Raw genomic sequence first — 22495 nt, 5'->3', positions numbered from 1 at the left:
CTCTGTGTCATTGGAGGAGCGGATTCAACAGGTAAATCAGAAGATCGAAGCTGCGTGCCAGCGCAGCGGCCGTCAGCGCGAAGACGTGAATGTGATTGCAGTTACAAAATACGTCTCGCTTGAAACGACAGGCGCTGTGCTGGAAAGCGGCCTTGAGCATATTGGAGAGAATCGCTGGCAGGATGCACAAGCCAAGTGGGAAGCATTCGGTCAGCAAGGGACCTGGCACTTTATTGGTCATTTGCAGACCAACAAAGTGAAGGACGTTATTGGCAAATTTCGCTACATACATTCACTGGACCGTTTGTCCCTGGCGAAGGAGCTGGACAAAAAGGCAGCTGCCTTAGGTACACAGGTGGAAACATTTTTGCAGGTGAATATTTCGGGTGAGGAGAGCAAATATGGATTGCAGCCTGAACAGGCGAGTTCATTTTTGCGCGAGATCAGTAACTTCAGCAACCTGAAGGTCATCGGTCTGATGACTATGGCTCCCCATGAGGAAGATCCGGAGCTTACACGTCCCGTTTTTCGTGGACTTCGTGAGCTGAGAGACCATTTGAATGGACAAGCCCTGACATCGGAACCATTGACTCAGCTATCGATGGGAATGTCCAATGATTTTGAAGTGGCAATTGAAGAAGGGGCGACATGGGTACGGCTGGGATCAATTCTCGTAGGAAAAGAGGAGGGTTCACGATGGGCGTAATGAATAAATTTATGAATTTCCTTGGTCTTCAAGAAGAGGAAGAAATTGTGGAACGCGAACGTCTGGCTGCACAAGAGGACTCAGAGCCGGAACAACAGGAAGCTGAAACCTCCAGTCTTGATAAACGTAGAAACCAAAGGGGGAATAATGTTGTGAGCATTCATTCCCAGAAAAATGTTAAAGTTGTCCTATATGAACCGCGTTCCTATGACGAAGCTCAAGAAATTGCCGACCACCTTCGTTCACATCGTACAGTCGTTGTGAATTTGCAGCGGGTGCGCCAAGACCAGGCACTGCGTGTCATTGATTTCTTGAGTGGTACCGTATACGCTCTGGGCGGGGGCATTTCGAAAATTGGCGGCAACATTTTTCTCTGTACGCCGGATACCGTTGAAATTCAGGGAGCAATTACGGAAATACTGGCTGACAGCGAGCAAGATTACAACAGAATGAGGTGAGCCGCTTTTGTATCAACTTCAACTCGTAGTGTTTTACCTGTTTGAGATTTATTTCTACATGATTATTGGATATGTATTGATGTCGTGGCTTCCGAATGCACGGGAGAGCGTCATTGGTGAGTGGCTTGCCAAATTGGTGGAACCGTATTTGAGTCCTTTCAGACGTTTCATTCCGCCTTTGTTCGGCATGCTGGATATTTCACCAATTGTTGCGCTAATTACTCTTCAACTGGCGAGATCAGGTTTGCTCTCGATCATCAGCTACTTCTGATAGGGTAGGGTGAACATAGATGAGTGGTGAAATTTACGAACATTTTAGCCATGATGAGCGTGACTTTGTGGATAAGGCCTCGGATTGGGTGGAACGTGCAGGCAAGCTTCATGACATGAAGCTAACGGATTTCCTTGATCCAAGACAGGCTTTTATATTGCAAACGCTTGTCAATCGTCGCAATGACGTCCAGATTCGTCTGGACGGAGGCTACGAGGGAGCTGAACGCAAACGTGCATTGATTGCACCGGATTATCGGTATCTCGATGACGAGGATATGGGTATGCAGGTGCTCAGCATTACGTCAGACGATCAGAAAATTGTGGAGCTGGAGCATGGAGACTATATGGGTGCCCTGCTCGGGCTTGGACTGAAACGCGGCAAAATCGGAGATATCCAAGTGCTGGATGACGGGTGCCACACCGTGGTGGCGGCGGAAACCGGCGCTTTTTTATCGCTTCAATTGAATCAGGTCCACCGGGTTCATGTGTTTACAGAGCTTCTTCCCCTGAATCAGATGAAATGGTCTGAGAGCAAGCTGGAGACGATGGATATTACCGTTGCATCCCTTCGTCTGGACGGAATTTGTGCGGATGTGTACCGACTGAGTCGCAGTAAAGTTCTGATTCCCATCAAGGCCGGTCGATGCCGGGTGAATTGGAAAGTGGAGGAAGATCCATCCAAACCGCTGAAAGCCGGGGACGTGGTTTCCATTCAAGGTTTTGGCCGTTTCAAGGTACTGGAACAGGACGGCATGACCAAAAAGGGACGTTGTCGTGTAAAAATCGGCAAATTTGCTTAGCGGCGTTGCAGGAAAACCCGTTTTCTTGTCGAATTGTTTAAGATAAAGGTGTAAAAAACATTCGCTGTTTCCGATATACATTGAAGTACAAGGTTGATGTGACCGTATTGGAATCAGAGCGTTGATTCTGCAATTGCTAATCGTACAAGTTGCCAGGCGGCAACTTGTTCACGGCCCTTTGGGTGGTACCCATGTGCTGCAAACCTTCTCGGTACGGGAAGGAACTTTAACAGGAGGTGGACAGCATGCCATTAACGCCGCTGGACATACATAACAAGGAATTTTCCCGACGCTTGCGCGGGTATGACGAGGATGAAGTCAATGAGTTCCTGGATCAAGTCATCAAAGATTACGAAGGCGTCATTCGCGAGAACAAAGAGCTGAGCAATCAGTTGCTGTCCGTTCAGGAGAAGCTGGATCATTTTGCCACAATTGAAGAAACGTTGAGCAAAACGATTATCATAGCGCAGGAAGCAGCCGACGATGTGAAGAACAATGCGAAGAAAGAAGCACAGCTCATTGTGAAGGAAGCAGAGAAGAATGCTGACCGGATCGTGAACGAGTCTTTGGCAAAGTCCCGCAAGATTGCTCTGGAAGTGGAAGAGCTGAAAAAGCAGGCTTCCATCTATCGTGCCCGTTTCCGCACACTTGTTGAAGCTCAGCTCGAGCTGTTGTCCCAGGATGGATGGGAAGCACTGGAGAGCCGGGAGCAGGAAGTCCGTGACCGTGAGCGAGAAATGAAGGAAATTTATTAGTCTGCCTGCCCGGTTGACTTTTGCCTCTAAAGAGGCTATAACTATATTCATAATGAATAATGATTCCATGACGGGTTCAGTACGTTATGATCTCATCCCTCAGAGAGTTGGCGTTTTGGTGCAAGCCAATGGATGAGTTATAGCCGAATATCTCCCCGGAGAAGTGACGCTGAAGCGGTAATGTATTGCCGTGCGTAAGCGAAACCGTAAGCCGAACGTTATATCGGCACCCTGCTGTAGTGAGTGCGGGGCATAAGTGCTGTTGATGACAAAGCCTACCCATGTGATTGGATATGGTTTGTGATGAACAGAATTAGGGTGGTAACGCGAGCACAACCTCGTCCCTTTCCAGGGATGAGGTTTTTTTGTGTCCAAAAAAGAAGTGATGTGAATGTGGGCGGTCCACAATCCATTTATTGAAAGGAAGATCATGATGCAAAGAGTGGATGTCAAAGAGAAAGCACGTGCCAGAGAACTGCGCATGTTAAACAAGTGGAAAACGGAAAATACGTTTAAAAAATCGATCGAAAACCGCGAAGGCAAACCGAACTTCGTCTTTTACGAAGGACCGCCAACCGCGAACGGCAAGCCGCATATCGGCCACGTGTTGGGACGCGTCATCAAGGATTTTGTGGGACGTTACAATACCATGAAAGGTTACCGCGTTGTTCGTAAAGCAGGCTGGGATACACACGGTTTGCCAGTCGAGCTTGGCGTGCAGAAGAAGTTGGGCATCTCCCACAAGTGGGAGATCGAAGATTATGGTGTGGAGAAGTTCATTAACGAGTGTAAAGCGAGCGTATTTGAATATGAGCAGCAATGGCGTGATCTGACAGAAGGCATTGCTTACTGGACGGATATGGATAACCCGTATATCACGCTGGACAACAATTACATCGAAAGCGTATGGAACATCCTGGCGACGATTCATGAGAAAGGACTTCTCTATCGGGGACATCGTGTTAGTCCGTACTGCCCATCTTGTCAGACTACCCTGAGTTCCCATGAAGTTGCACAAGGATACAAGGATGTCAAAGACCTCAGTGCCACAGCCAAATTCAAGCTGGACGACAGCGGCGAATTTGTGCTTGCCTGGACGACTACACCTTGGACACTTCCTTCTCACGTTGCACTTGCCGTTAATCCGGACATGGATTATTCCCGTGTACGTCAGGACAATGAAGTATACATCATGGCAACAAATCTCGTGGAGAAAGTCATGAAAGACTCCAAAGGCGAGTATGAAGTCATCGGGGCACTGAAAGGCTCCGATTTGGTTGGTAAAACGTATGATCCTCCATTCAACTACGTACAGGCTGAAAAATCCAATGTAATTCTGGGTGCAAGCTTTGTAACGGATGCAAGTGGTACAGGGATTGTACACATGGCTCCGGCACATGGTGAGGATGACTACCGCGTATGTCGTGAAAATGGCATCAGCTTTGTCAACATGGTGGACCTTGAAGGTAAGTTTGTGGCTCAGGTTACTGATTTTGCGGGACGTTTCGTGAAGGATTGCGATATTGATATCGTGAGATACCTGTCCGAGAAAGGGCGCTTGTTCAGCAAAGAAAAATATGAGCACAGCTACCCGTTCTGCTGGCGTTGTGATACTCCACTTCTCTACTATGCAATGGACAGCTGGTTTATCCAAACTACAGCGATCAAGGATCAGCTGATTGCCAATAACAGTGAAGTGGAATGGTACCCAGGACACGTCCGTGAAGGGCGTTTCGGGAAGTTCCTTGAGGATTTGGTGGATTGGAACATCAGCCGTGACCGCTACTGGGGTACACCGCTGAACATCTGGGTATGTGAAGAAACAGGAGAACAATTTGCTCCGCACAGTATTGCTGAACTGCGTGCGCGTGCTGTAGGAGAGGTACCAGAGAACCTTGAACTCCACAAACCTTATGTTGACGAAGTCAAGGTACTCAGTTCCTGTGGCAAATATGAAATGAAACGTACACCGGAAGTGATTGATGTCTGGTTTGACAGTGGTTCCATGCCGTTTGCCCAGCAGCACTATCCGTTTGAAAATAAGGAAACATTTGAACAGCAATATCCGGCTGACATGATTTGTGAAGGGATTGACCAAACCCGCGGCTGGTTCTACAGCTTGCTGGCAGTGTCTACCCTTTTGACAGGCAAGGCGCCTTACAAAGCAGTTATGGCAACAGGACACGTCCTAGATGAAAACGGACAGAAGATGTCCAAATCGAAAGGAAATGTTATCGATCCGTGGGAAGTCATTGAAGAATATGGAACAGATGCGTTCCGGTGGGCCTTGTTGTCTGACAGTGCACCGTGGAACAGCAAACGATTCTCCAAAGGCATCGTTGGCGAAGCCAAATCCAAAATGGTGGACACGTTGGTTAACACGCATGCGTTCCTGACGTTGTACGCAACCATTGATGGATTTGATCCACAGGAGCATCCGTTCAAGCCATCAGCGCATAAGCTGGATCGCTGGATTCTGTCCAGATTGAACAGCCTGATTCTGGTTGTGGAAAAGGCACTGTCCGTTAATGACTACCTGAACTCTTCCAAAGCGATTGAAGCATTTGTTGATGAGCTGAGCAACTGGTACATCCGTCGTTCCCGTGACCGTTTCTGGGGCAGTGGATTGACGGAAGATAAACTGGATGCTTATCGCACACTTACAGAAGTGCTGGTGACTACAGCCAAACTGGTTGCACCATTCACACCAATGCTCGCGGAAGATATCTATCTCAACCTCACTGCAGGTGAGAGTGTGCATATGGAAGATTACCCGGCAGCGAATGAAGCATTGATCGATCTGGATCTGGAACAAGATATGGAGACAGCTCGCCGAGTGGTTGAGCTCGCACGTAACGTGCGTAACGAAACCGGCATCAAGAACCGTCAGCCGCTGTCCGAGTTAATCGTATCGCTCGATAAAGGATTTGATCTGGCGAGCTATGAAGAGATCATTAAGGATGAAATCAATGTCAAAGGTATTCGTACCGAGCATAACGATGCTGAATTCGTTGATTTTACATTGAAGCTGAATCTGAAAGTAGCAGGGAAAAAATACGGCAAGAACGTAGGGTTCCTGCAGAATTTCTTCAAGGGAATGTCAGCGGACGAGACACGCAAAGTGGTGACGGAAGGTGTGCTGAACGTGGTTTCCCCGGAAGGAGAAGAGCTGCAAGTGACGAGTGAAGAGCTGCTGGTGGAAAAACAAGCCAAATCCGGTTTTGCCTCGGCGTCCGGGTATGGTCTGACGGTAGCCCTCAACACCGAAATCACAACTGCATTGGAACAGGAAGGCTGGGTACGTGAAGTTGTACGTTCCGTACAGGATACACGGAAGAAATTGGACCTGCCAATTGAGAAAAGAGTACGTCTGACATTGGATGTTGATCCTGAGCTTCAGGCGGCAATCGAGGCATTTGATGAGGTGCTGCGTGAGAATGTACTCGTTACTGAAGTTACATTCGGTACCCACGAAGATATGCAACGCATTGATGCAGGCGGCAAAGCGATTGGGGTTTATATCGAGGTGTAATTAGGACAGAATATAGAGAATAAGCCAACGAGCCTTAGACGCAGGGAGGGATTCCCTGTATCTTGGCTCGTTTGGTTTTTGTGCAATTGGGCAATGATTTCTATTGTGCAGTCACTCTATAGATACCAAAGGAACTGAGCGAACTCATGAATGAAGACAAGCAGCCATCATCCGCTTCACAATCTGCACCGCCACAGACCCATAATGACAAAATTGAGGAACTTCATACACTGACCAATCGGCTCGCGAATGAGCTAGAGCGTTCACGTATCGCACAGTATACGGAATTGCTGAATCGGCCGTGGAAACTGATAGGGCTCAACCTTTTGTCGGGTGCAGCGCGAGGCGTGGGGATCGCCATCGGTTTTACGTTTTTTGCAGCCACGATCATTTACGTGTTGCAGGTGCTGGGAGCGCTCAATCTGCCGATTGTCGGAGATTACATTGCGGATATCGTACGCATTGTTCAGCGTCAGCTTGAACTAAACACATATTAGTAAGCTACAAGAGTTGGTTAGTATAGGTCATCCGAATCCGAGTCCATATCCGGCTCAAGCAGACCGTCACCTTCGCGATTCTCCATATACTGCCGGTACTGTCGGTTGCGAACGATGGACACGTCATGACCGTAGATATCGGTTGCCACGAAGCTCTCATATGCTTCGACGCAGCCTTCAACCTCGTCTGTAGCTTCAATGGCCATTACATCGTAACTGTCGATGTCGCGGCCTTCAGCCATGGCTGGTGTGTTCGAAGTGCCCCAGCTCTCAACGATTTGCCAGGCATCTTCACCATCGAAGCCGTTTTGTTCATCACGCTCATCAAGGCTCGTGCGTCCAAAGGCAGGAGCAAGAAATTCTTCCTCGACCGGACGGTTATCGGAAACGACAGTTTCAGGCTGATGTTTTTTGCAATACTTGGTGTAGGGAACAGCTTCCATCCGCTCATAAGGGATGGGCTGCTGACAAACTGCGCACGTACCGTAATGTCCTTCCTCGATGGAATGCAGGGCAGAGTCAATGCGCTCCAATTGAAATTCATCATGCTCTAAAAGGGAGATATCTTTCTCGCGGTCATACATCTCGGTGGCTACATCACCGGGGTGATTATCAATAGGAGATAATTCACCTGTCTGAAATCTCATTGACCCGCTGAGGCCATAATGATCATTTTGCTCAAGCCGATGTTCAATTCCACGTTTTTCATCCAGCAATTGGGAACGTAAGGATTGTATTTGTTGTGAAGTAAGATGTGCCATCGTTTTCCCCTTTCTGTCCGTATGGAATCCGAAATTTGTCTCTGGTCTAGCATGTGCCAATCAGGCCCTGATTACAGAAGGGAATTGTTATCGTTTTTGCCATTTGGATTGGGGAAAAGCACTTCGTGGACGACTTCCAAACAGCTGTGCTACAATGAACAAGTCTGGCGTAAAGCCTGGTATGGTTTGGAAAAGACAAGAACGGAGTGACGAACAAACGTGGTGTATTATATCCTCGCTTTTATCGTATTTTTGGTGGATCAGGGAACAAAGTTTTTAATTGCGACCCGAATGGAGCTTCGGGAAGAGATCCCCGTCATAGGTAATTTCTTTGTTATTACTTCACACCGGAACACGGGTGCGGCTTTTGGCATTTTGAAGGATCAGCGTTGGTTCTTTATTGTTGTTACCGTGATTGTGGTAATTGCTTTGATCTGGTATTTGCAAAAGGTGAAAGATGCTCCGCACAAATTGCTGCCTGTGGCATTAAGTTTGGTGCTTGGTGGGGCAATCGGCAACTTCCTTGATCGGGCTTTGACCGGAGAAGTCGTGGACTTTGTCCAGCTTAATTTTGGCAGTTACACGTTTCCCATCTTTAATATCGCCGATTCAGCGATATGCATCGGGGTAGCACTGATTATTGTGGAAACGTTTCTGGAGGGACGGCGTGAAAAGGCCGCCGCAAAGATTGAAGGGAATGAACATCATGAGTAAAATGCACAACGAAGAACAAACTAATGGGGACACGTCTTCACATGACGAGGACCTGATGAATGACAATGAACGACTGGAATGGACCGTTTCCTCTGAACACAAGAAGGAACGCATTGACAAATATATTACCGAAGCAATGGACGATGTATCCCGCTCACAGGTTCAATTATGGATCGGAGACGGTCTGGTAACCGTGAACGGAGCCGTAGTGAAAGCGAATGCCAAATTGGCAGAGGGTGATCTGATCGAGCTTCAGATTCCTGAGCCGACGGCTGTAGAGATCATTGCCGAAGATATTCCGCTGGAAGTGGTTTATGAAGATAGTGATGTCATTGTCATTAACAAACCGCGTGGTCTTGTGGTGCATCCGGCACCAGGACATACGTCGGGTACACTTGTTAATGCACTCATGTATCACTGCAAAGATCTTTCGGGCATTAATGGCGAGCTGCGTCCCGGAATCGTGCATCGGATCGACAAGGATACTTCAGGCCTGCTGATGGCTGCCAAAAATGATCGTGCACACGCCTCATTGGCTGCGCAGTTGAAAGACCATAGTGTAAACCGCCGGTATATTGCACTTGTTCATGGTCATTTAAGTCATGATCAGGGAACGATCGATGCACCCATTGGACGAGATACTTATGACCGTAAAATGTATACGGTGACAGAACGCAACAGCAAACATGCAGTTACGCATTTTAACGTTACGGAAAGAATTAACGACTACACGCTACTTGAACTGAAGCTTGAGACAGGTCGAACTCACCAGATTCGTGTTCATATGAAATTTATTGGACATCCGCTTGTTGGAGATCCGATCTATGGACGCAACAAGGGCATCAAAATGAATGGGCAGGCGCTGCACGCCGCGATTCTAGGTTTTGTTCATCCAACAACAGGTGAGTACCTGGAATTCACTGCTCCGCTTCCTCAAGACATGGAAGATGTCCTTGCCTCACTGCGCAGTCGCTGACCTCTCGGGAAAGTACAAATGTTCGGATACTTTGTCCATGGCTAAACATGGGTAAATGCTTCATATTAGATTGTAGAAATTTGCGTCAAATGAGGAGATGAACATGGGTATGAGTATCGATAAATATCAAGAAACTTACATTCAAACCAATTTTGCCGACCGTATTGGCGGCTCCAACTATGGTAAAGACACCAACATTTATAAATTCGAGAAAATCAAACGTGCGAAAGCTTCAGCCAAGAAAGATTTCCCGAATGTGGAACTGATTGACCTTGGCGTAGGTGAGCCTGATGAGATGGCGGATGCAGGTATCGTAGCTGCACTGGCACAAGAAGCTTCCAAACCAGAGAACCGTGGTTATGCGGATAACGGGATTCCCGAATTCAAGGAAGCAGCTGCCGCTTACCTGAAAAATGTGTTCAACGTTGAAGGCATTGATCCGGCAACGGAAATTGTACACTCGATCGGTTCCAAGCCAGCTCTGGCCATGATGCCTTCCTGCTTTATCAATCCAGGTGACGTAACTATCATGACAGTGCCTGGTTATCCGGTTATGGGGACTCACACCAAATACCTGGGCGGCGAAGTGTACAACATTCAGCTGACGAAGGAAAACAACTTCCTGCCGGATCTGACAACGATCCCTGAGGATATCGCAAAACGTGCCAAATTGCTGTATCTGAACTATCCAAACAACCCAACTGGTGCAGGTGCAACGGTTGAATTTTTCACTAAAGTGATTGAATGGGCGAAAAAGTACAGCGTAGTTGTTGTTCATGATGCTCCATACGCTGCACTGACTTATGACGGCAATAAACCGTTCAGCTTCCTGTCTGTACCTGGAGCAAAGGATGTTGGCGTAGAGCTGCACTCCTTGTCCAAGTCTTACAACATGACAGGCTGGAGAATCGGATTTGTCGCAGGGAACCCACTCGTCGTTAAAGCCTTCAGTGATGTGAAGGATAACAACGATTCCGGTCAATTCATCGCAATCCAGAAGGCTGCTGCCTACGGTCTGAACCATCCGGAAATCACGGAGAAAATTGCAGAGAAATATTCCCGTCGTCATGACCTGCTGGTTGCTGCACTGAATGAACTGGGCTTCCAGGCTGAGAAACCGAAAGGTTCTTTCTTCCTGTATGTTGAAGCTCCAAAAGGTGTAGTAGGCGGACGTCGCTTTGAATCCGGGGAAGACTTCTCCCAATTTCTGATCCGTGAAAAATTGATTTCGTCTGTACCTTGGGACGATGCAGGTAACTTTGTACGTTTCTCCGTTACTTTTGAAGCCAAAGGTGAAGAAGAAGAGAAACGTGTAATTGCTGAAATCAAACGTCGCCTGAGTGACGTGCAATTCGAATTCTAATTCTAATTGGAATTCACCTTGACATGTGATGTGAATAGATAAAAAAGGAGACCGGAGACGGTCTCTTTTTTTGTTCGAAAATAAAAAAATCCATTTACTCCCTTTACAAAATTATACAAGCAACTTATGATTAGATCTTTACGTTATTTTATATACAGAAGTAGTTTTGGAAGGGAGTCATGGAAATTGTTGTCTTCAAGAACAAATACGGTATCCTCACAAGCAGCAGGAACTGGCAATGCCATTTCAGGGCTGTTCAAACTGCTGAGGCCGAAACAGTGGACTAAAAATTTGCTGTTATTTGCTGCGTTACTGTTTTCCTTTGAGGAAATACGCACTGAAACCATTGTATCGACGTTGCTTGGTTTTATATTATTTAGCCTCGTTGCAGGCTGCGTGTATATTTTAAATGATTACGTGGATCGGGACAGGGATCGGCAGCATCCAGTGAAGCAGTTCCGGCCGATTGCCTCTGGGCAGGTTCAACCTGGCCATGCTCTGTTGTTTGGTGTTGTCCTGTTGATCCTCTCGGTGGGAATTGCTTTTGTAATGAACCCGCTTTTTGGTGGACTATGTATAGTGTATTTCCTGTTGAATGTGTCTTACTCTTTTATACTGAAACATCTCGTGATTGTGGATATGATGACCATTGCAGCCGGATTTGTCCTTCGTGCCATAGCAGGTGGAGTATTAATTCATGTGCCCTTTACGCCTTGGTTTCTGATCTGCACCATGCTATTGTCATTATTTCTTGCAATTGGCAAGCGGAGAAATGAATTAACACTGCTCGAGGGCAATACCGGATCGCATCGTAAGGTGCTGGATAACTACTCCGTCACATTGTTGGATCAATTTAATACCATTGTGACGACAGCGACCATTATTAGTTATTCCCTATTTACCTTTACGTCTGACCGTACCATTCATCTGATGTGGACCATTCCGCTGGTGATATACGGGATGTTCCGTTATCTATATCTCATTCATATGAAAAACCAAGGGGGCTCACCGGACCGTGTTTTGTTTGAGGACAAGCCCATTCTGATTACCGTAATTCTGTATGTGATTAGTGTGGTAGCCATTTTTGCGATTTTTGAATAAGGAAAATGTAGATTGAGGGTTAGAGGGGGATCAGGGTGAAAAGCACCAAAATTGCCATCTTTGATATTGATAAAACAATTATACGCAGGGACTCCATGTTTCAGTTTGTGCACTATGGTGTTCGCCGCTACCCTGGTCAGGTATGGAGACTGCCGCTCATCGCGATTCATACCGCAATGTTCAAGGCAGGCCTGATGAGTGTGGAACAAGTCAAGCGTTCGTACTTTAAAAGCATTGAGCGCATGTCAGAGGAAGATCTGGAGCATTTTTTTGATACCCGGTTGCGCACCGCCATTTTTGCTGAAGCCAGTGTGGAGATGCAGCATCGCAAGGAGGCTGGTTATCATGTGTTGCTGGTAACTGCGTCTCCGCATGCCTATATGAAATATTTCAACAGTTTCCCTTGGGTAGATCATGTGATTGGCACAGAACTGGTCCGGCATCAGAATGGATACACCTGTACCATTGAGGGCATCAATTGCAAAGGGGAAGAGAAGGTACGCCGCATACAGGCCTATCTGCAAGAGAAAAACATGGTCATTGATTATGAGCAGTCCTGCTCTTACTCGGATTCTCTGTCCGATCTTCCAGTAATGCAGCTCGTGGCACAGCGATATTTTATTAACAGACGTGTTCCGGATATGGAGGCATTATCGTGGGGGAAATGAAGGGACGTCACACGGGCAAATGGTTCATGCTTGCATCCGCTTTTCTAACGGCAACGGGACAGCTGTTCTGGAAATGGGGGCTGACAGAGTGGATCTATCTTGGCATTGGATTTGTCTGCTATGGGCTTGGAGCCATCTTGATGATTAAGGCCTTTGCTCTGGAAAAGCTGTCTGTGGCTTATCCGCTGATGTGTGCAAGCTACGTTTTTGCACTCATTTATGGTCACTTTTTGCTGGGAGAAGAAATGACGTTACAGAAGCTCGCAGCGGTTGTGCTGCTCGGAATTGGGGTGACATTAACCAGTGTTGACCGATAGCTGGATGGTGGTTGTACTGATTGCGATGACGCTGTGCGGAGCAATGGGTGGTGCTGGCTTGAAAGCCTATGCGACAAGCCGCAGAAAGCTGCATGTTCTCGTGGGGCTCGGATTTTATGGAACGGGCGCTTTGCTGAATATTGTGCTGCTGAAATTTCTTCCCTTGACTGTGGTGCTGCCTGCCAATGCGCTGACATATGTATGGACCCTGTTGATTGCAAAATTTGCTTTCAAAGAGACCGTTGGGCGGCTTCGCTGGCTGGGGGTGATATGCATTATGGGTGGTTTGTGTTTTTTGGTTTGGTAACGCGTATAAGAATAACGCAGAGAATTTTGAATATGACATACTGGATGTGATTGTATGAAGTTTCTGGATTACATATTTTATAATCGGAAAACGAACTGGACGGCACTATGCCTGTTTGCGGGATTCACTCTTTTTTACGCTCTGATGAATGCATCTTACGTGATGTACATTGCGGATCAGGGACAAGTTCTTGGAGCATATACACCATTTAATACTCATGAATTTCCAATCAATTTGTTTAATTTTGATCCTTCCATGTATTATGGTGCGAACAGCTCCTCGGTCATTCACCCGTTAATATCCTTTCTTGTTGTTACCCTGGGAGCCGCAGCGGAGCTGCTGGGAGGGAACTGGTTCTTTCTAATTCTGCAATCTCTCGTGAACGCCGGATCCGTGGTGCTGGTTTTTCTTTTTCTCAATCAAAAAGACAGACAGATCACCACACCACTGCTCTTCGCGCTGTTGTTTGGATGTAGTTCCTACCTGATGTTTACCGCACTGATTCCGGACTCCTATCCGTATGTGCAGTTTTTTATCCTGTTGTCGGTGCTTTACATGCAATATACGCGTGATCGAAATGACGTGCGTTATATGCAGAATGCATTGCTTGCATCCATCAATTTTGGGCTGACTTCCACGAATATCGTTCCTTATGCCGCTGCGATGTTTTTCAATCTGCGAACCTGGCGTAAGGCTTCCGCTTGGAAAAAGTACATCGGGATTATGGCACTCGCGGTTGCTTTCATTATCGTATTAACGGGTATTCAGTATGTTGCGTTTGGGGGAAGAAGCTGGGTTAGCAATTGGCTGCTCGGGATACAAAATGGAGGGACAAGCTATGCAACGCCTTTTCAGTTTACAGTTCATTGGAAGGCATTGACTCTGTTGACGATTAATCCGATGCTGTCTCCCAAAGTACACCTTCTCGATCCGGGTCTGGTTGCATTTGTAACGGACCTGTCTCGTTCCAATCCAATCCATGTTCAGATTGTCGGTATTTTTATATTGCTGCTGGCGCTAGCCGGATTTATCCAAGGTATTCGTGAACGTGAAGTGTGGACACTTGCTCCGTATATTTTATTCGCATTTTTGCTTCATATCGTAGTTGGGTTCGGGCTGGCTGTTTTCCAATATGATATGTATCTGTATGCAGGTCATTATCTGTTTGCGTTTTTCCTGCTGGGTGGGGGATTGGTGATCCGTCTTCATCCGGGACTCGGGAAAAAAGCAATTATTGGTATACTCTTCATATGTCTACTGGTAATGGTGACGAACAATATTTACCGTCATGTAGAGACATTGACCACAATCAAACAGTCTTACAATCAGTTGGAGAAGACGCACAACTTGAACTGATTGGAAGAAGTTTCTCGTGAGTTATAAAAGGGACAAGCAACTGGAGCATGATATCCATAGGTTGTCTCTTTTCCTGATTGGATCTGAATGACAAAATAAACCCTCCACATACCTTATGCGGAGGGTTCTACTTATTTGAATTAAGCTATGATTTTGGTCTTCTTCGCATTCTCGGCTGAACGCTTGGTGAGACTGCTGAGGGGCCGTTTCAATACGAGAGCTAGGACGAGGCTAAGGGCAATAAATACACATAGCCAGAGAATATCCTTCAAGGCTGTAGACCACAAAATGCCACCAACCGATTCACGAAGTAGACTTATGGCATACGTGAAGGGCATGAATGGGTTCAATGCCTGGAAAAAAGGGGAAGTCATACTGATCGGAAACGTTCCTCCCGAGCTGGAGAACTGAAACACCATGAAGATTATGGCAATTCCTTTCCCGATGTTTCCAAATACGGACAGCAGGGTGTATGTGATCGTGACGAACACGGCACTCACCAGCATGGCAAATAAGACGAACCACACTTTATCCGCAACATAGGTTCCGAGAATCAACATATCTCCCAAGGTTACGCATACGGCCTGAAGCAGCCCTATCGTCAGGAATGTGCCCAAACGGCCGAGATACAATTGATATCCGCGAAACTTGCCGTCCGGATTTTCTGCTTCTGCCCGAAGCAGGGAAATCAGCAATGTAGAGCCGACCCAAAGGGACAATACGCCATAAAATGGCGACATGGCCGAACCGTAATTCGGGATGGGATACAATTGGTTTTCCTTGATGTGAACCGGACTTGCAAGGAAAGCACTCTCATCCTCGATATCACCGCGCAGCAGCTTGGCAAGTTCGGCAAACTGATTATTGCCTTCCACATCCCTGAGTTTGTTTGCAGCCTTACTGATCGCACTTTCCAGAGCGGGCAGATCCTCTCGTACAAGTGTGGCCACGCGGTGCACGCCTTTTTCGACTTCAGGCAGCTGATGCTGTACAAAATCGGATGCCTTTCCAATCTGTTTCTCTGCAATGGGCAGGTCACTTCGGACAAAATCGGCTGCCTCGTTCAGTTTGGCTCCTACTTTGGGAAGGTCGTTCTGAATTAATGGAGCTACCGTGTTCAGCGCTTGAATGAAAGCTTCACTTTTGCTCTGAAGTATCTGGGAAATTTCATGTATTTTGGTCTGGATTTGAGGCAGATCGCTTTGAATTTTTCTCAGTTCCGTCTGTCCAAAAGTAATCCCTTCCTTGGTTGCGGACAGTATGTCCGCAACATCCGGAATTCGGTCCTGGGCACCCTGTAAAGTGTCTGCTGATGCCGATAGGATAGATTTCAGTTTATCTGACCCAGCAGAAAGGGCAGGCGCGATTTCAAGATCATACACACCAAGGATTTGGCCAATGCCGCTGTTGATGTCCTTAGACAATGCATTGAGCTGAGCGATAATATCGGCAGGCGGAGTTGTATGGCGACGCATGGCATCACTGATGATGCCTGCGAGTTTTATTTGAAGTTGAAGCTTGTCCGAAACAGTGTTCAACCGGGTAATGTTGTCGGCTGACGGGTGGCTTGGAAGGAAGTTGTCCATTTTTTCTAATAATTCAGCCATACTATCAACCAATTTTACAGCTATTCCAAGCCGAACAGCCATTCTGTCCAGATCGTCTGCTGTTGGAAGTGCACTGAGGTCCGTATTTTGCAATCGTCCGAACATGTCTCCCCCAGCACCAGCGATTTGCTGTATCAGCAATAGATTTTGCCGGATAACCGGGCCGATAGCCTGAAACGCTTCTTCGCTCGAATCCAGGAAACGGTTCAACCCTTCAGATAGTTCTACTCCGTTTCCCGCGATGCTGGCTAACGTGTCAAGATCATCCTGGGCAGCTCGTATGATGGTAAGGGCCTTGTCCATTTTGGATAATGCCGTATCGATGACACCTGATACTACACCGAAATGTTGATCCACTTCCTGAATACGTTCCACGGCTTGGCGAATATCCGGGATTCGTCCTTGAATGGCGAGTACCTCGGAAGAAGCTTCCATGATCTGCGGCCAATATTTCTGTACCTTAAGTATATATTGTGCTGCTTCGTTAATTTCGGGCAATCGTTTTTCAATCTCTACAATTTTTTGGGCTTCTTCTACAATGGCTGGCATTGCTTTTTCGACTTCCAGCACTTTTTGTCCCGCAGACTGTATGGCTGGAAGGTTGTTTTCCAGCGCAAAAATTCCATTCTCCATCTTACGCAGGGTTGGCAGCTGAGCATGGATCTCCACACCAGCTTCCTTTAATTTGGTCAACACTGCCTCGCTGACCGCTTCGGTAAAACTCTCATTAATTTGCGTTGTAATGGCAGAGACGCCAGAGCCTGTAATTTTGGGCGCAATGGCGTTGACCTTTTCATTGACCGTGTAGATGACTTCGGGGCGGTCCAGTTTTCCATCAACGATGCCGGTAATTTTAGATGAAAAGTCACCTGGGATCAGCAGGCTTGCATAATACTCACCAGTCTGAACGCCGCGATTCCCCTCAGTCTGATTCACGAATGTCCACCCCAGCTTATCGTTCTGCTTCAGGCTGGACACCAATTCTTCTCCAATATTAACTGTTGTCCCGGCAACTGTTGCCCCTTGGTCTTCCGTTGTCACCGCGATTTTAATCCCTTGTGTATTGCTGTATGGGTCCCAAACCGATTTGACATTGACCCAGTCATAAACCCCAGGCAGTAAAATAATCGCCACAATTAAAAATATGCCAGTAGGTACTTTTAAAATATGCAGCCAATCTGTTTTGTAAATACGCCATATGTTACGCATGATTTCCTCCTAATACCAATCAAAGTTCAGGTCCTATATCATTCCCATCTCGGGAATATACAAATCTATATGTATATCGGTTTCTTAGAACGGAATATAAACTGATCCGCGTATAAGTCTTTACCCTCTTCATTTGAGCATAATCGGACCTATATTCAATCTTTGATACGAAAACAGAAGGGTTATATTGCCTGCATCCAAGTTTGCAATTACCTATGGATAAATATACAGAATTATTGTATAATTATGAGTAATGAATGAAATGTGAAGGTTGTGGATGCTTTTCAGCCGAACTGTTGATTCTAAGTGGAATACAGCAGGGGAGTTCGCCTGTTAAGGTGAGGTGTTGACAGGGGGTTGTCTTTCTGTCATAATTCATGAAGATAAACGGACATATTGATCAACAGCGCCCTGTGAGGCACTGCGATATGAACGACATGAATAGCACCTTTAAATCAGTCCCGTGAGACTGGCAAGGTAACGTGAACGATACATCGTTTTTTGCTGCGGCAATAGAACGGTGCATCCCGAGAGTAAACTTTCTTCAGAGCGGTCTGAAGTTCGGAGACTCCTTGCCAATAAACACGGCAAGGAGTCTTTTTTGTTCTCCTGTCACGGGGCCATGATCTGGAGGGAAATCCTGAGGAGGCTGAACGCATGAGCACAGAAACACATGTCATTATGGATGAAACGGCGATCCGCCGCGCATTAACACGGATTGCCCATGAGATTTTGGAAAAAAACAAAGGGATCGACGGTTGTGTGCTGGTCGGGATCCGTACGCGGGGTGTTTATCTCGCAGAACGGATCGCCGCGAAAATTGAAGAAATCGAGGGCGCCAAGGTCCCCTGGGGAGAACTGGATGTAACTCCTTATCGCGATGACCGCCTGGACGATAACCAAGCGAATCGCAAGGAACTGTTGACGATGACACCTGAATCACTGTCGATTCATAACAAGAAAGTGATTTTGTTCGATGATGTGCTCTATACCGGAAGAACGATTCGTGCGGCGATGGATGCCCTGATGGACTGTGGTAGACCGCAGAACATTCAGCTGGCAGTACTCGCGGATCGCGGACACCGGGAACTTCCGATCCGACCTGATTTTATCGGCAAAAATGTGCCGACTTCCAAATCGGAGGAGATTGAAGTAGCACTGATGGAAACGGACGGACAGGACGAAGTCAAAATCATTCAGAACCGGGGGGAGCAGGCATGATGATTACACAGACAGCATTGAAGGACCGGAGCTTGCTTGGACTGAAGGAACTTAATCGCAGTGAAATTGAATCGATTCTTAACAGAGCAGCCCACTGGGAAGCTCAGTCGAATAAATTGGTCCCCGTACTTGAATCACGCTTTGTTGCCAACATGTTCTTCGAGAACAGCACGCGTACTCGCTTCTCATTTGAAATGGCTGAGAAACGATTGGGTGCACAGGTGCTGAACTTCACGGCAGCTGCTTCGAGTGTAGAGAAGGGCGAGTCCATCTATGATACGGTGCGAACACTTGAGTCGATGGGCATTGATGCAGGAGTCATCCGGCTGAAACCGGCAGGTGTTCTGCAGCAGCTGGCTCAGAAGGTAAATGTTCCACTGGTAAATGCGGGTGACGGGAATAACGAACATCCAACCCAGGCACTGCTGGATCTGTACACCATGCGAAAAGCTTTCGGTGAGCTGAAAGGTTTGCGTGTATCGATTATTGGCGACATCCTGCACAGCCGGGTTGCACGCTCCAACTTGTGGGCCCTGCAAAAGTTCGGAGCAGATGTACGCTTCTGTGCACCCCAGACGATGCAGGCACCGGAACTGGCAGAGCACGCTCCTTATGTAGGTCTGAATGAAGCACTGGATGCGGATGTAGTCATGATGCTTCGGGTTCAGCTCGAACGTCACAAACATGGTCTCATTACCTCGGCTGAGGATTATCGCGAACACTACGGATTGACGGAAGAACGGGCGGCACGCCTGAATCCCAACACCATTATCATGCACCCTGCACCAGTTAACCGGAATGTTGAAATCGACGATTCGGTTGTGGAAAGTACAGCATCGCGGATTTTCCCACAGATGGCGAACGGTGTTCCAATTCGCATGGCGGTTATGGAACGCGCATTAAAGCTGTAACAGGGTCTGGCTATGGGTCATAGGCTGACGAAGACGGAACTTTCTATAGGACGGTAAGAGTACACGATAAATCAAATTATCCGGATTCTCCCGGAATCCGGTCAGAACCGAAGCGGAGGGCAATTATGCTACAGATTATTAAAAACGCGAATGTCTTGAATGGTCAAGGGGAACTTGAACGGAAAACGATCGTTATAGATGAAGGCAAAATTCAAAAGATCGCTGGTGTGGAAGATGAAGTGGTTCTTAAAGCAGAACAATCGGCACACAGCGTAACGGATGCGTCAGGCAAATTGGTCATTCCCGGTTTGATCGATATGCACGTACATTTGCGTGAACCTGGATTCGAACACAAAGAGACCATCGAGACAGGTGCCCGTTCAGCGGCACAAGGTGGTTTTACGACAATCGCCTGCATGCCTAATACAAGACCGGTAACAGATAGTCCGGATGTAGTTAAGCTGGTTCTGGATAAAGCCAAAGAAGCCGATTTGGTCAAAGTGCTGCCTTATGCAGCCATTACCAAAAATGAGCTTGGCCGTGAACTTACCGATTTCGCAGCTTTGAAAGAAGCAGGGGCAATTGGCTTCACGGATGACGGTGTAGGCGTGCAGAACGCACAAATGATGAAAGACGCGATGAGCCTTGCTGCAAGTATGGATATGCCAGTCATTGCCCACTGTGAAGACGACTCATTGGTAGTCGGTGGGTATGTCACAGAAGGAGAATTCTCGAAGCGCCATGGTATCAAAGGCATTCCGAATGAATCCGAAGCGATCCACGTTGGCCGTGATATCCTGCTTGCCGAAGCAACGGGTGTTCACTACCACGTCTGCCACGTAAGTACGGAACAATCGGTTCGCCTGATTCGTCTGGCGAAGTCCATCGGCATTAAAGTGACAGCTGAGGTATGTCCTCACCATCTGGTACTGTCGGATGAAGATATCCCGGGCATGGATGCCAACTGGAAGATGAACCCGCCACTGCGCTCACCGCGTGATGTGCAGGCTTGTATCGAAGGTTTGCTGGACGGCACGCTGGACATGATCGTAACGGATCACGCACCGCACAGTGAAGAGGAGAAAGCCAAAGGCATGGAGCTGGCACCGTTCGGAATCGTTGGGTTCGAAACAGCCTTCCCGCTGCTGTATACCAAGTTTGTGGAAACAGGGCTCTGGAGCCTGGACTTCCTAGTTAAACGCATGACAGCCGATCCGGCACGGGTATTCCGACTGGATACAGGCAAGCTGGAAGAGGGAGCGCCTGCGGACATCACCATGATTGACCTGAACGAGGAAAAAGCAGTCGATCCTGCAACGTTTGCAACCAAAGGAAGAAACACCCCGTTCACAGGCTGGAAGCTGAAAGGCTGGCCGGTACAGACCTGGGTAGATGGCAAAAGCGTGTGGAGCAACACGGTACAACAGTAAATTGGTATCTTAGTAAATCGATAAACCTTACATCTTTAATTCTTTAAAGATAAATAAGTCTTAATAACTCTAAATCTACAACCTTACACCAGTAACATCTTTACAACTAACTTGAGGCAGATCATGCCGAGAGTTCAATATACGAAACAAGCAAGTTGAATGTCATGGTTTTGAACTTGGACACCAACGTAACTGCGGAGCGGACAGAAAAGACCCGAAGAAACGAAGTGTTCGCCTTTATCAACAGATTCAACCCTATGAGGGTTAAATTCAAATGAATCTGTTGATAACAGCGATCGAAGGGTTTTCTGTCCGCGGAGCCGCACAAATGTAACTCCATGTTCAACTCGAGTGCATTCAACGTTGATAAACACAGAGGAGTGAAATGGGATGCAGGCACAGGCAAGATTATTGTTGGAAGACGGCACACTGTTCACCGGGAAAGCATTCGGTGCTGAAGGTGAAACGACAGGAGAGGTCGTTTTTAATACGGGAATTACAGGCTACCAAGAGGTGCTTTCGGATCCTTCTTATTGCGGTCAAATCGTAACCATGACGTATCCGCTGATCGGTAACTACGGGATTACGCGTGACGACTTCGAGTCCATCCGTCCATTCGTCCATGGCTTTGTGGTTCGTCGCCATGAACCGGTGCCGAGCAACTGGCGCGCTGAATACAGCGTGGACGATCTGCTCAAGGAGTATGGCATCGTGGGCATCAGTGAAATTGATACACGCATGTTGACTCGCCGGATTCGTCATCACGGAACAATGAAGGGAATTCTCACAACAGGATCGAAGCCTGTGGAAGAGCTGCTGGAGATGATGGGAGATACGAGCATCGCCGAGCTTCGCAACCAGGTTCCCCTGACGTCCACACAGCATGTATACAACAGCCCGGGAACGGCTGAACGCATCGTCCTGGTAGACTATGGTGCAAAAACAGGGATCTTGCGCGAACTCAGCAAACGCAACTGTGACGTTGTCGTTGTGCCTCATGATGTAACAGCAGACGAGATTCGTCGCCTGAACCCGGATGGCATTCAGCTGTCCAACGGCCCTGGGGATCCGAAAGACGTGCCACATGCCGTTAACATGATCAGTGAGCTGCTTGGCGAGTATCCGATCTTCGGTATCTGCCTCGGTCATCAACTGTTTGCACTGGCAGCAGGTGCTGATACAGAGAAGCTTAAGTTTGGACACCGCGGTGGGAATCACCCGGTCAAAGAACTGGAGAGCGGACGCTGCTTCATCACATCCCAGAACCATGGCTACACCGTTAACGAAGAGTCAGTGAAGAGCACTGACCTGGAAGTTACACACATCAATAACAATGACAAGACCATTGAAGGTCTGAAACATAAAACATTCCCGGCGTTTTCGGTACAGTATCACCCGGAAGCTGCGCCAGGACCTTACGATAACAGCTATCTGTTCGACCGTTTCATCGAAATGATCCGGGAGCACAAGATCACTAACCCGCAAAAGCCGCGTCAAGCCGTATTGGCAGCCGCAGTGAAAGGAGCGCAATAA

22 protein-coding genes and 1 other annotated feature are annotated in these 22495 nt (G+C 47.5%); of the genes, 20 read left to right on the top strand and 2 right to left on the bottom strand.

Annotated elements, in window-relative coordinates; translation table 11 throughout:
• Positions 1–4: 4 nt before the first annotated feature.
• The 8 genes from AB3N00_RS17055 to AB3N00_RS17020 all read left to right on the top strand — a co-directional run bounded on the left by AB3N00_RS17055 (position 5) and on the right by AB3N00_RS17020 (position 7021).
• Positions 5–706, top strand: coding sequence for a YggS family pyridoxal phosphate-dependent enzyme (locus AB3N00_RS17055; protein ID WP_413035647.1), 702 nt, complete (start codon positions 5–7; stop codon positions 704–706).
• On the top strand, positions 697–1164 hold the full coding sequence (locus tag AB3N00_RS17050; protein ID WP_413035646.1) for a cell division protein SepF: 468 nt from the start codon (positions 697–699) through the stop codon (positions 1162–1164). Before AB3N00_RS17055 ends, AB3N00_RS17050 begins: the two co-directional genes overlap by 10 nt.
• A 7-nt stretch (positions 1165–1171) precedes the next feature.
• Positions 1172–1435: a YggT family protein gene (locus AB3N00_RS17045; protein ID WP_281366150.1), complete on the top strand. Its 264-nt coding sequence runs from the start codon at positions 1172–1174 to the stop codon at positions 1433–1435.
• A 19-nt stretch (positions 1436–1454) separates the two neighbouring features.
• Positions 1455–2237 carry an RNA-binding protein gene (locus tag AB3N00_RS17040; protein WP_413035645.1) on the top strand — a complete coding sequence of 261 codons (783 nt, stop codon included), beginning with the start codon at positions 1455–1457 and terminating at the stop codon, positions 2235–2237.
• 121 nt (positions 2238–2358) lie between these two features.
• The gene (locus AB3N00_RS17035; RefSeq protein ID WP_413035644.1) at positions 2359–2511 is read left to right on the top strand and encodes a hypothetical protein; all 153 of its coding nucleotides are present in this window, start codon (positions 2359–2361) and stop codon (positions 2509–2511) included.
• On the top strand, positions 2483–2992 hold the full coding sequence (locus AB3N00_RS17030) for a DivIVA domain-containing protein (protein WP_056696170.1): 510 nt from the start codon (positions 2483–2485) through the stop codon (positions 2990–2992). Before AB3N00_RS17035 ends, AB3N00_RS17030 begins: the two co-directional genes overlap by 29 nt.
• Positions 2993–3050: 58 nt before the next feature.
• Positions 3051–3341: a binding site (T-box leader), on the top strand.
• Between the two features lie 84 nt (positions 3342–3425).
• A complete protein-coding gene (ileS, locus tag AB3N00_RS17025) occupies positions 3426–6524 on the top strand; it encodes an isoleucine--tRNA ligase (protein WP_413035643.1) in 3099 nt (1032 codons plus the stop codon).
• A gap of 146 nt (positions 6525–6670) precedes the next feature.
• A complete protein-coding gene (locus tag AB3N00_RS17020; protein WP_413035642.1) occupies positions 6671–7021 on the top strand; it encodes a DUF5665 domain-containing protein in 351 nt (116 codons plus the stop codon).
• 17 nt (positions 7022–7038) lie between these two features.
• On the opposite strand, the gene AB3N00_RS17015 is transcribed toward AB3N00_RS17020, so the two are convergent.
• Positions 7039–7782: a TraR/DksA C4-type zinc finger protein gene (locus AB3N00_RS17015; protein WP_413035641.1), complete on the bottom strand. Its 744-nt coding sequence runs from the start codon at positions 7780–7782 to the stop codon at positions 7039–7041.
• 219 nt (positions 7783–8001) lie between these two features.
• Between AB3N00_RS17015 and lspA the strand changes: the two genes are divergently transcribed.
• From lspA to AB3N00_RS16975, 8 genes are all read left to right on the top strand, one after another.
• Positions 8002–8496, top strand: a complete 495-nt coding sequence (gene lspA, locus AB3N00_RS17010; protein ID WP_413035640.1) for a signal peptidase II — start codon at positions 8002–8004, stop codon at positions 8494–8496.
• Positions 8497–8551: 55 nt separating this feature from the next.
• Positions 8552–9472, top strand: coding sequence for an RluA family pseudouridine synthase (locus AB3N00_RS17005; protein WP_376768977.1), 921 nt, complete (start codon positions 8552–8554; stop codon positions 9470–9472).
• Positions 9473–9581: 109 nt separating this feature from the next.
• Positions 9582–10835, top strand: coding sequence for an LL-diaminopimelate aminotransferase (locus tag AB3N00_RS17000; RefSeq protein WP_110821237.1), 1254 nt, complete (start codon positions 9582–9584; stop codon positions 10833–10835).
• Between the two features lie 186 nt (positions 10836–11021).
• Positions 11022–11936 carry a decaprenyl-phosphate phosphoribosyltransferase gene (locus AB3N00_RS16995; RefSeq protein ID WP_413035639.1) on the top strand — a complete coding sequence of 305 codons (915 nt, stop codon included), beginning with the start codon at positions 11022–11024 and terminating at the stop codon, positions 11934–11936.
• A gap of 35 nt (positions 11937–11971) precedes the next feature.
• Positions 11972–12604 (top strand): HAD family hydrolase, encoded by a 633-nt coding sequence (locus AB3N00_RS16990; protein WP_413035638.1) that lies wholly within the window; start codon positions 11972–11974, stop codon positions 12602–12604.
• Positions 12601–12921, top strand: a complete 321-nt coding sequence (locus AB3N00_RS16985; RefSeq protein ID WP_175397621.1) for an EamA family transporter — start codon at positions 12601–12603, stop codon at positions 12919–12921. The genes AB3N00_RS16990 and AB3N00_RS16985 overlap by 4 nt, the downstream gene beginning before the upstream one ends.
• A complete protein-coding gene (locus AB3N00_RS16980; protein WP_413035637.1) occupies positions 12911–13228 on the top strand; it encodes a permease in 318 nt (105 codons plus the stop codon). The genes AB3N00_RS16985 and AB3N00_RS16980 overlap by 11 nt, the downstream gene beginning before the upstream one ends.
• Before the next feature lie 54 nt (positions 13229–13282).
• Positions 13283–14584, top strand: a complete 1302-nt coding sequence (locus AB3N00_RS16975) for a DUF6080 domain-containing protein (protein WP_413035636.1) — start codon at positions 13283–13285, stop codon at positions 14582–14584.
• Positions 14585–14724: 140 nt separating this feature from the next.
• On the opposite strand, the gene AB3N00_RS16970 is transcribed toward AB3N00_RS16975, so the two are convergent.
• The gene (locus AB3N00_RS16970) at positions 14725–17400 is read right to left on the bottom strand and encodes a YhgE/Pip family protein (protein ID WP_413035635.1); all 2676 of its coding nucleotides are present in this window, start codon (positions 17398–17400) and stop codon (positions 14725–14727) included.
• A gap of 657 nt (positions 17401–18057) precedes the next feature.
• Between AB3N00_RS16970 and pyrR the strand changes: the two genes are divergently transcribed.
• From pyrR to carA, 4 genes are all read left to right on the top strand, one after another.
• On the top strand, positions 18058–18621 hold the full coding sequence (gene pyrR / locus AB3N00_RS16965) for a bifunctional pyr operon transcriptional regulator/uracil phosphoribosyltransferase PyrR (RefSeq protein ID WP_413035634.1): 564 nt from the start codon (positions 18058–18060) through the stop codon (positions 18619–18621).
• Positions 18621–19532, top strand: coding sequence for an aspartate carbamoyltransferase catalytic subunit (locus tag AB3N00_RS16960; RefSeq protein WP_413036061.1), 912 nt, complete (start codon positions 18621–18623; stop codon positions 19530–19532). Before pyrR ends, AB3N00_RS16960 begins: the two co-directional genes overlap by 1 nt.
• Before the next feature lie 125 nt (positions 19533–19657).
• Entirely contained in the window at positions 19658–20962 is a 1305-nt protein-coding gene (locus tag AB3N00_RS16955; RefSeq protein WP_413035633.1) for a dihydroorotase, read from the top strand.
• Between the two features lie 390 nt (positions 20963–21352).
• The gene (gene carA / locus AB3N00_RS16950; protein WP_413035632.1) at positions 21353–22495 is read left to right on the top strand and encodes a glutamine-hydrolyzing carbamoyl-phosphate synthase small subunit; all 1143 of its coding nucleotides are present in this window, start codon (positions 21353–21355) and stop codon (positions 22493–22495) included.

The sequence above is a fragment of the Paenibacillus xylanilyticus genome (assembly GCF_047246825.1).
GTDB classification, from domain to species: Bacteria; Bacillota; Bacilli; order Paenibacillales; family Paenibacillaceae; genus Paenibacillus; species Paenibacillus xylanilyticus_B.
The sequence above is the reverse complement of the archived record's forward strand: the minus strand, read 5'-3'. Positions and strand labels throughout refer to the sequence as shown.

Excerpts from the sequence above, each read along its gene's own strand:
- AB3N00_RS17030 (WP_056696170.1), top strand. The coding sequence starts at position 2,483 with ATGCCATTAACGCCGCTGGACATACATAACAAGGAATTTTCCCGACGC.
- AB3N00_RS17000 (WP_110821237.1), top strand. The coding sequence starts at position 9,582 with ATGAGTATCGATAAATATCAAGAAACTTACATTCAAACCAATTTTGCC.
- AB3N00_RS17020 (WP_413035642.1), top strand. The coding sequence starts at position 6,671 with ATGAATGAAGACAAGCAGCCATCATCCGCTTCACAATCTGCACCGCCA.
- AB3N00_RS16985 (WP_175397621.1), top strand. The coding sequence starts at position 12,601 with ATGAAGGGACGTCACACGGGCAAATGGTTCATGCTTGCATCCGCTTTT.
- AB3N00_RS17050 (WP_413035646.1), top strand. The coding sequence starts at position 697 with ATGGGCGTAATGAATAAATTTATGAATTTCCTTGGTCTTCAAGAAGAG.
- AB3N00_RS16960 (WP_413036061.1), top strand. The coding sequence starts at position 18,621 with ATGATTACACAGACAGCATTGAAGGACCGGAGCTTGCTTGGACTGAAG.
- AB3N00_RS16975 (WP_413035636.1), top strand. The coding sequence starts at position 13,283 with ATGAAGTTTCTGGATTACATATTTTATAATCGGAAAACGAACTGGACG.
- AB3N00_RS17040 (WP_413035645.1), top strand. The coding sequence starts at position 1,455 with ATGAGTGGTGAAATTTACGAACATTTTAGCCATGATGAGCGTGACTTT.
- AB3N00_RS16955 (WP_413035633.1), top strand. The coding sequence starts at position 19,658 with ATGCTACAGATTATTAAAAACGCGAATGTCTTGAATGGTCAAGGGGAA.
- pyrR (WP_413035634.1), top strand. The coding sequence starts at position 18,058 with ATGAGCACAGAAACACATGTCATTATGGATGAAACGGCGATCCGCCGC.
- carA (WP_413035632.1), top strand. The coding sequence starts at position 21,353 with ATGCAGGCACAGGCAAGATTATTGTTGGAAGACGGCACACTGTTCACC.
- AB3N00_RS16970 (WP_413035635.1), bottom strand. The coding sequence starts at position 17,400 with ATGCGTAACATATGGCGTATTTACAAAACAGATTGGCTGCATATTTTA.
- AB3N00_RS17015 (WP_413035641.1), bottom strand. The coding sequence starts at position 7,782 with ATGGCACATCTTACTTCACAACAAATACAATCCTTACGTTCCCAATTG.
- AB3N00_RS17005 (WP_376768977.1), top strand. The coding sequence starts at position 8,552 with ATGAATGACAATGAACGACTGGAATGGACCGTTTCCTCTGAACACAAG.
- ileS (WP_413035643.1), top strand. The coding sequence starts at position 3,426 with ATGCAAAGAGTGGATGTCAAAGAGAAAGCACGTGCCAGAGAACTGCGC.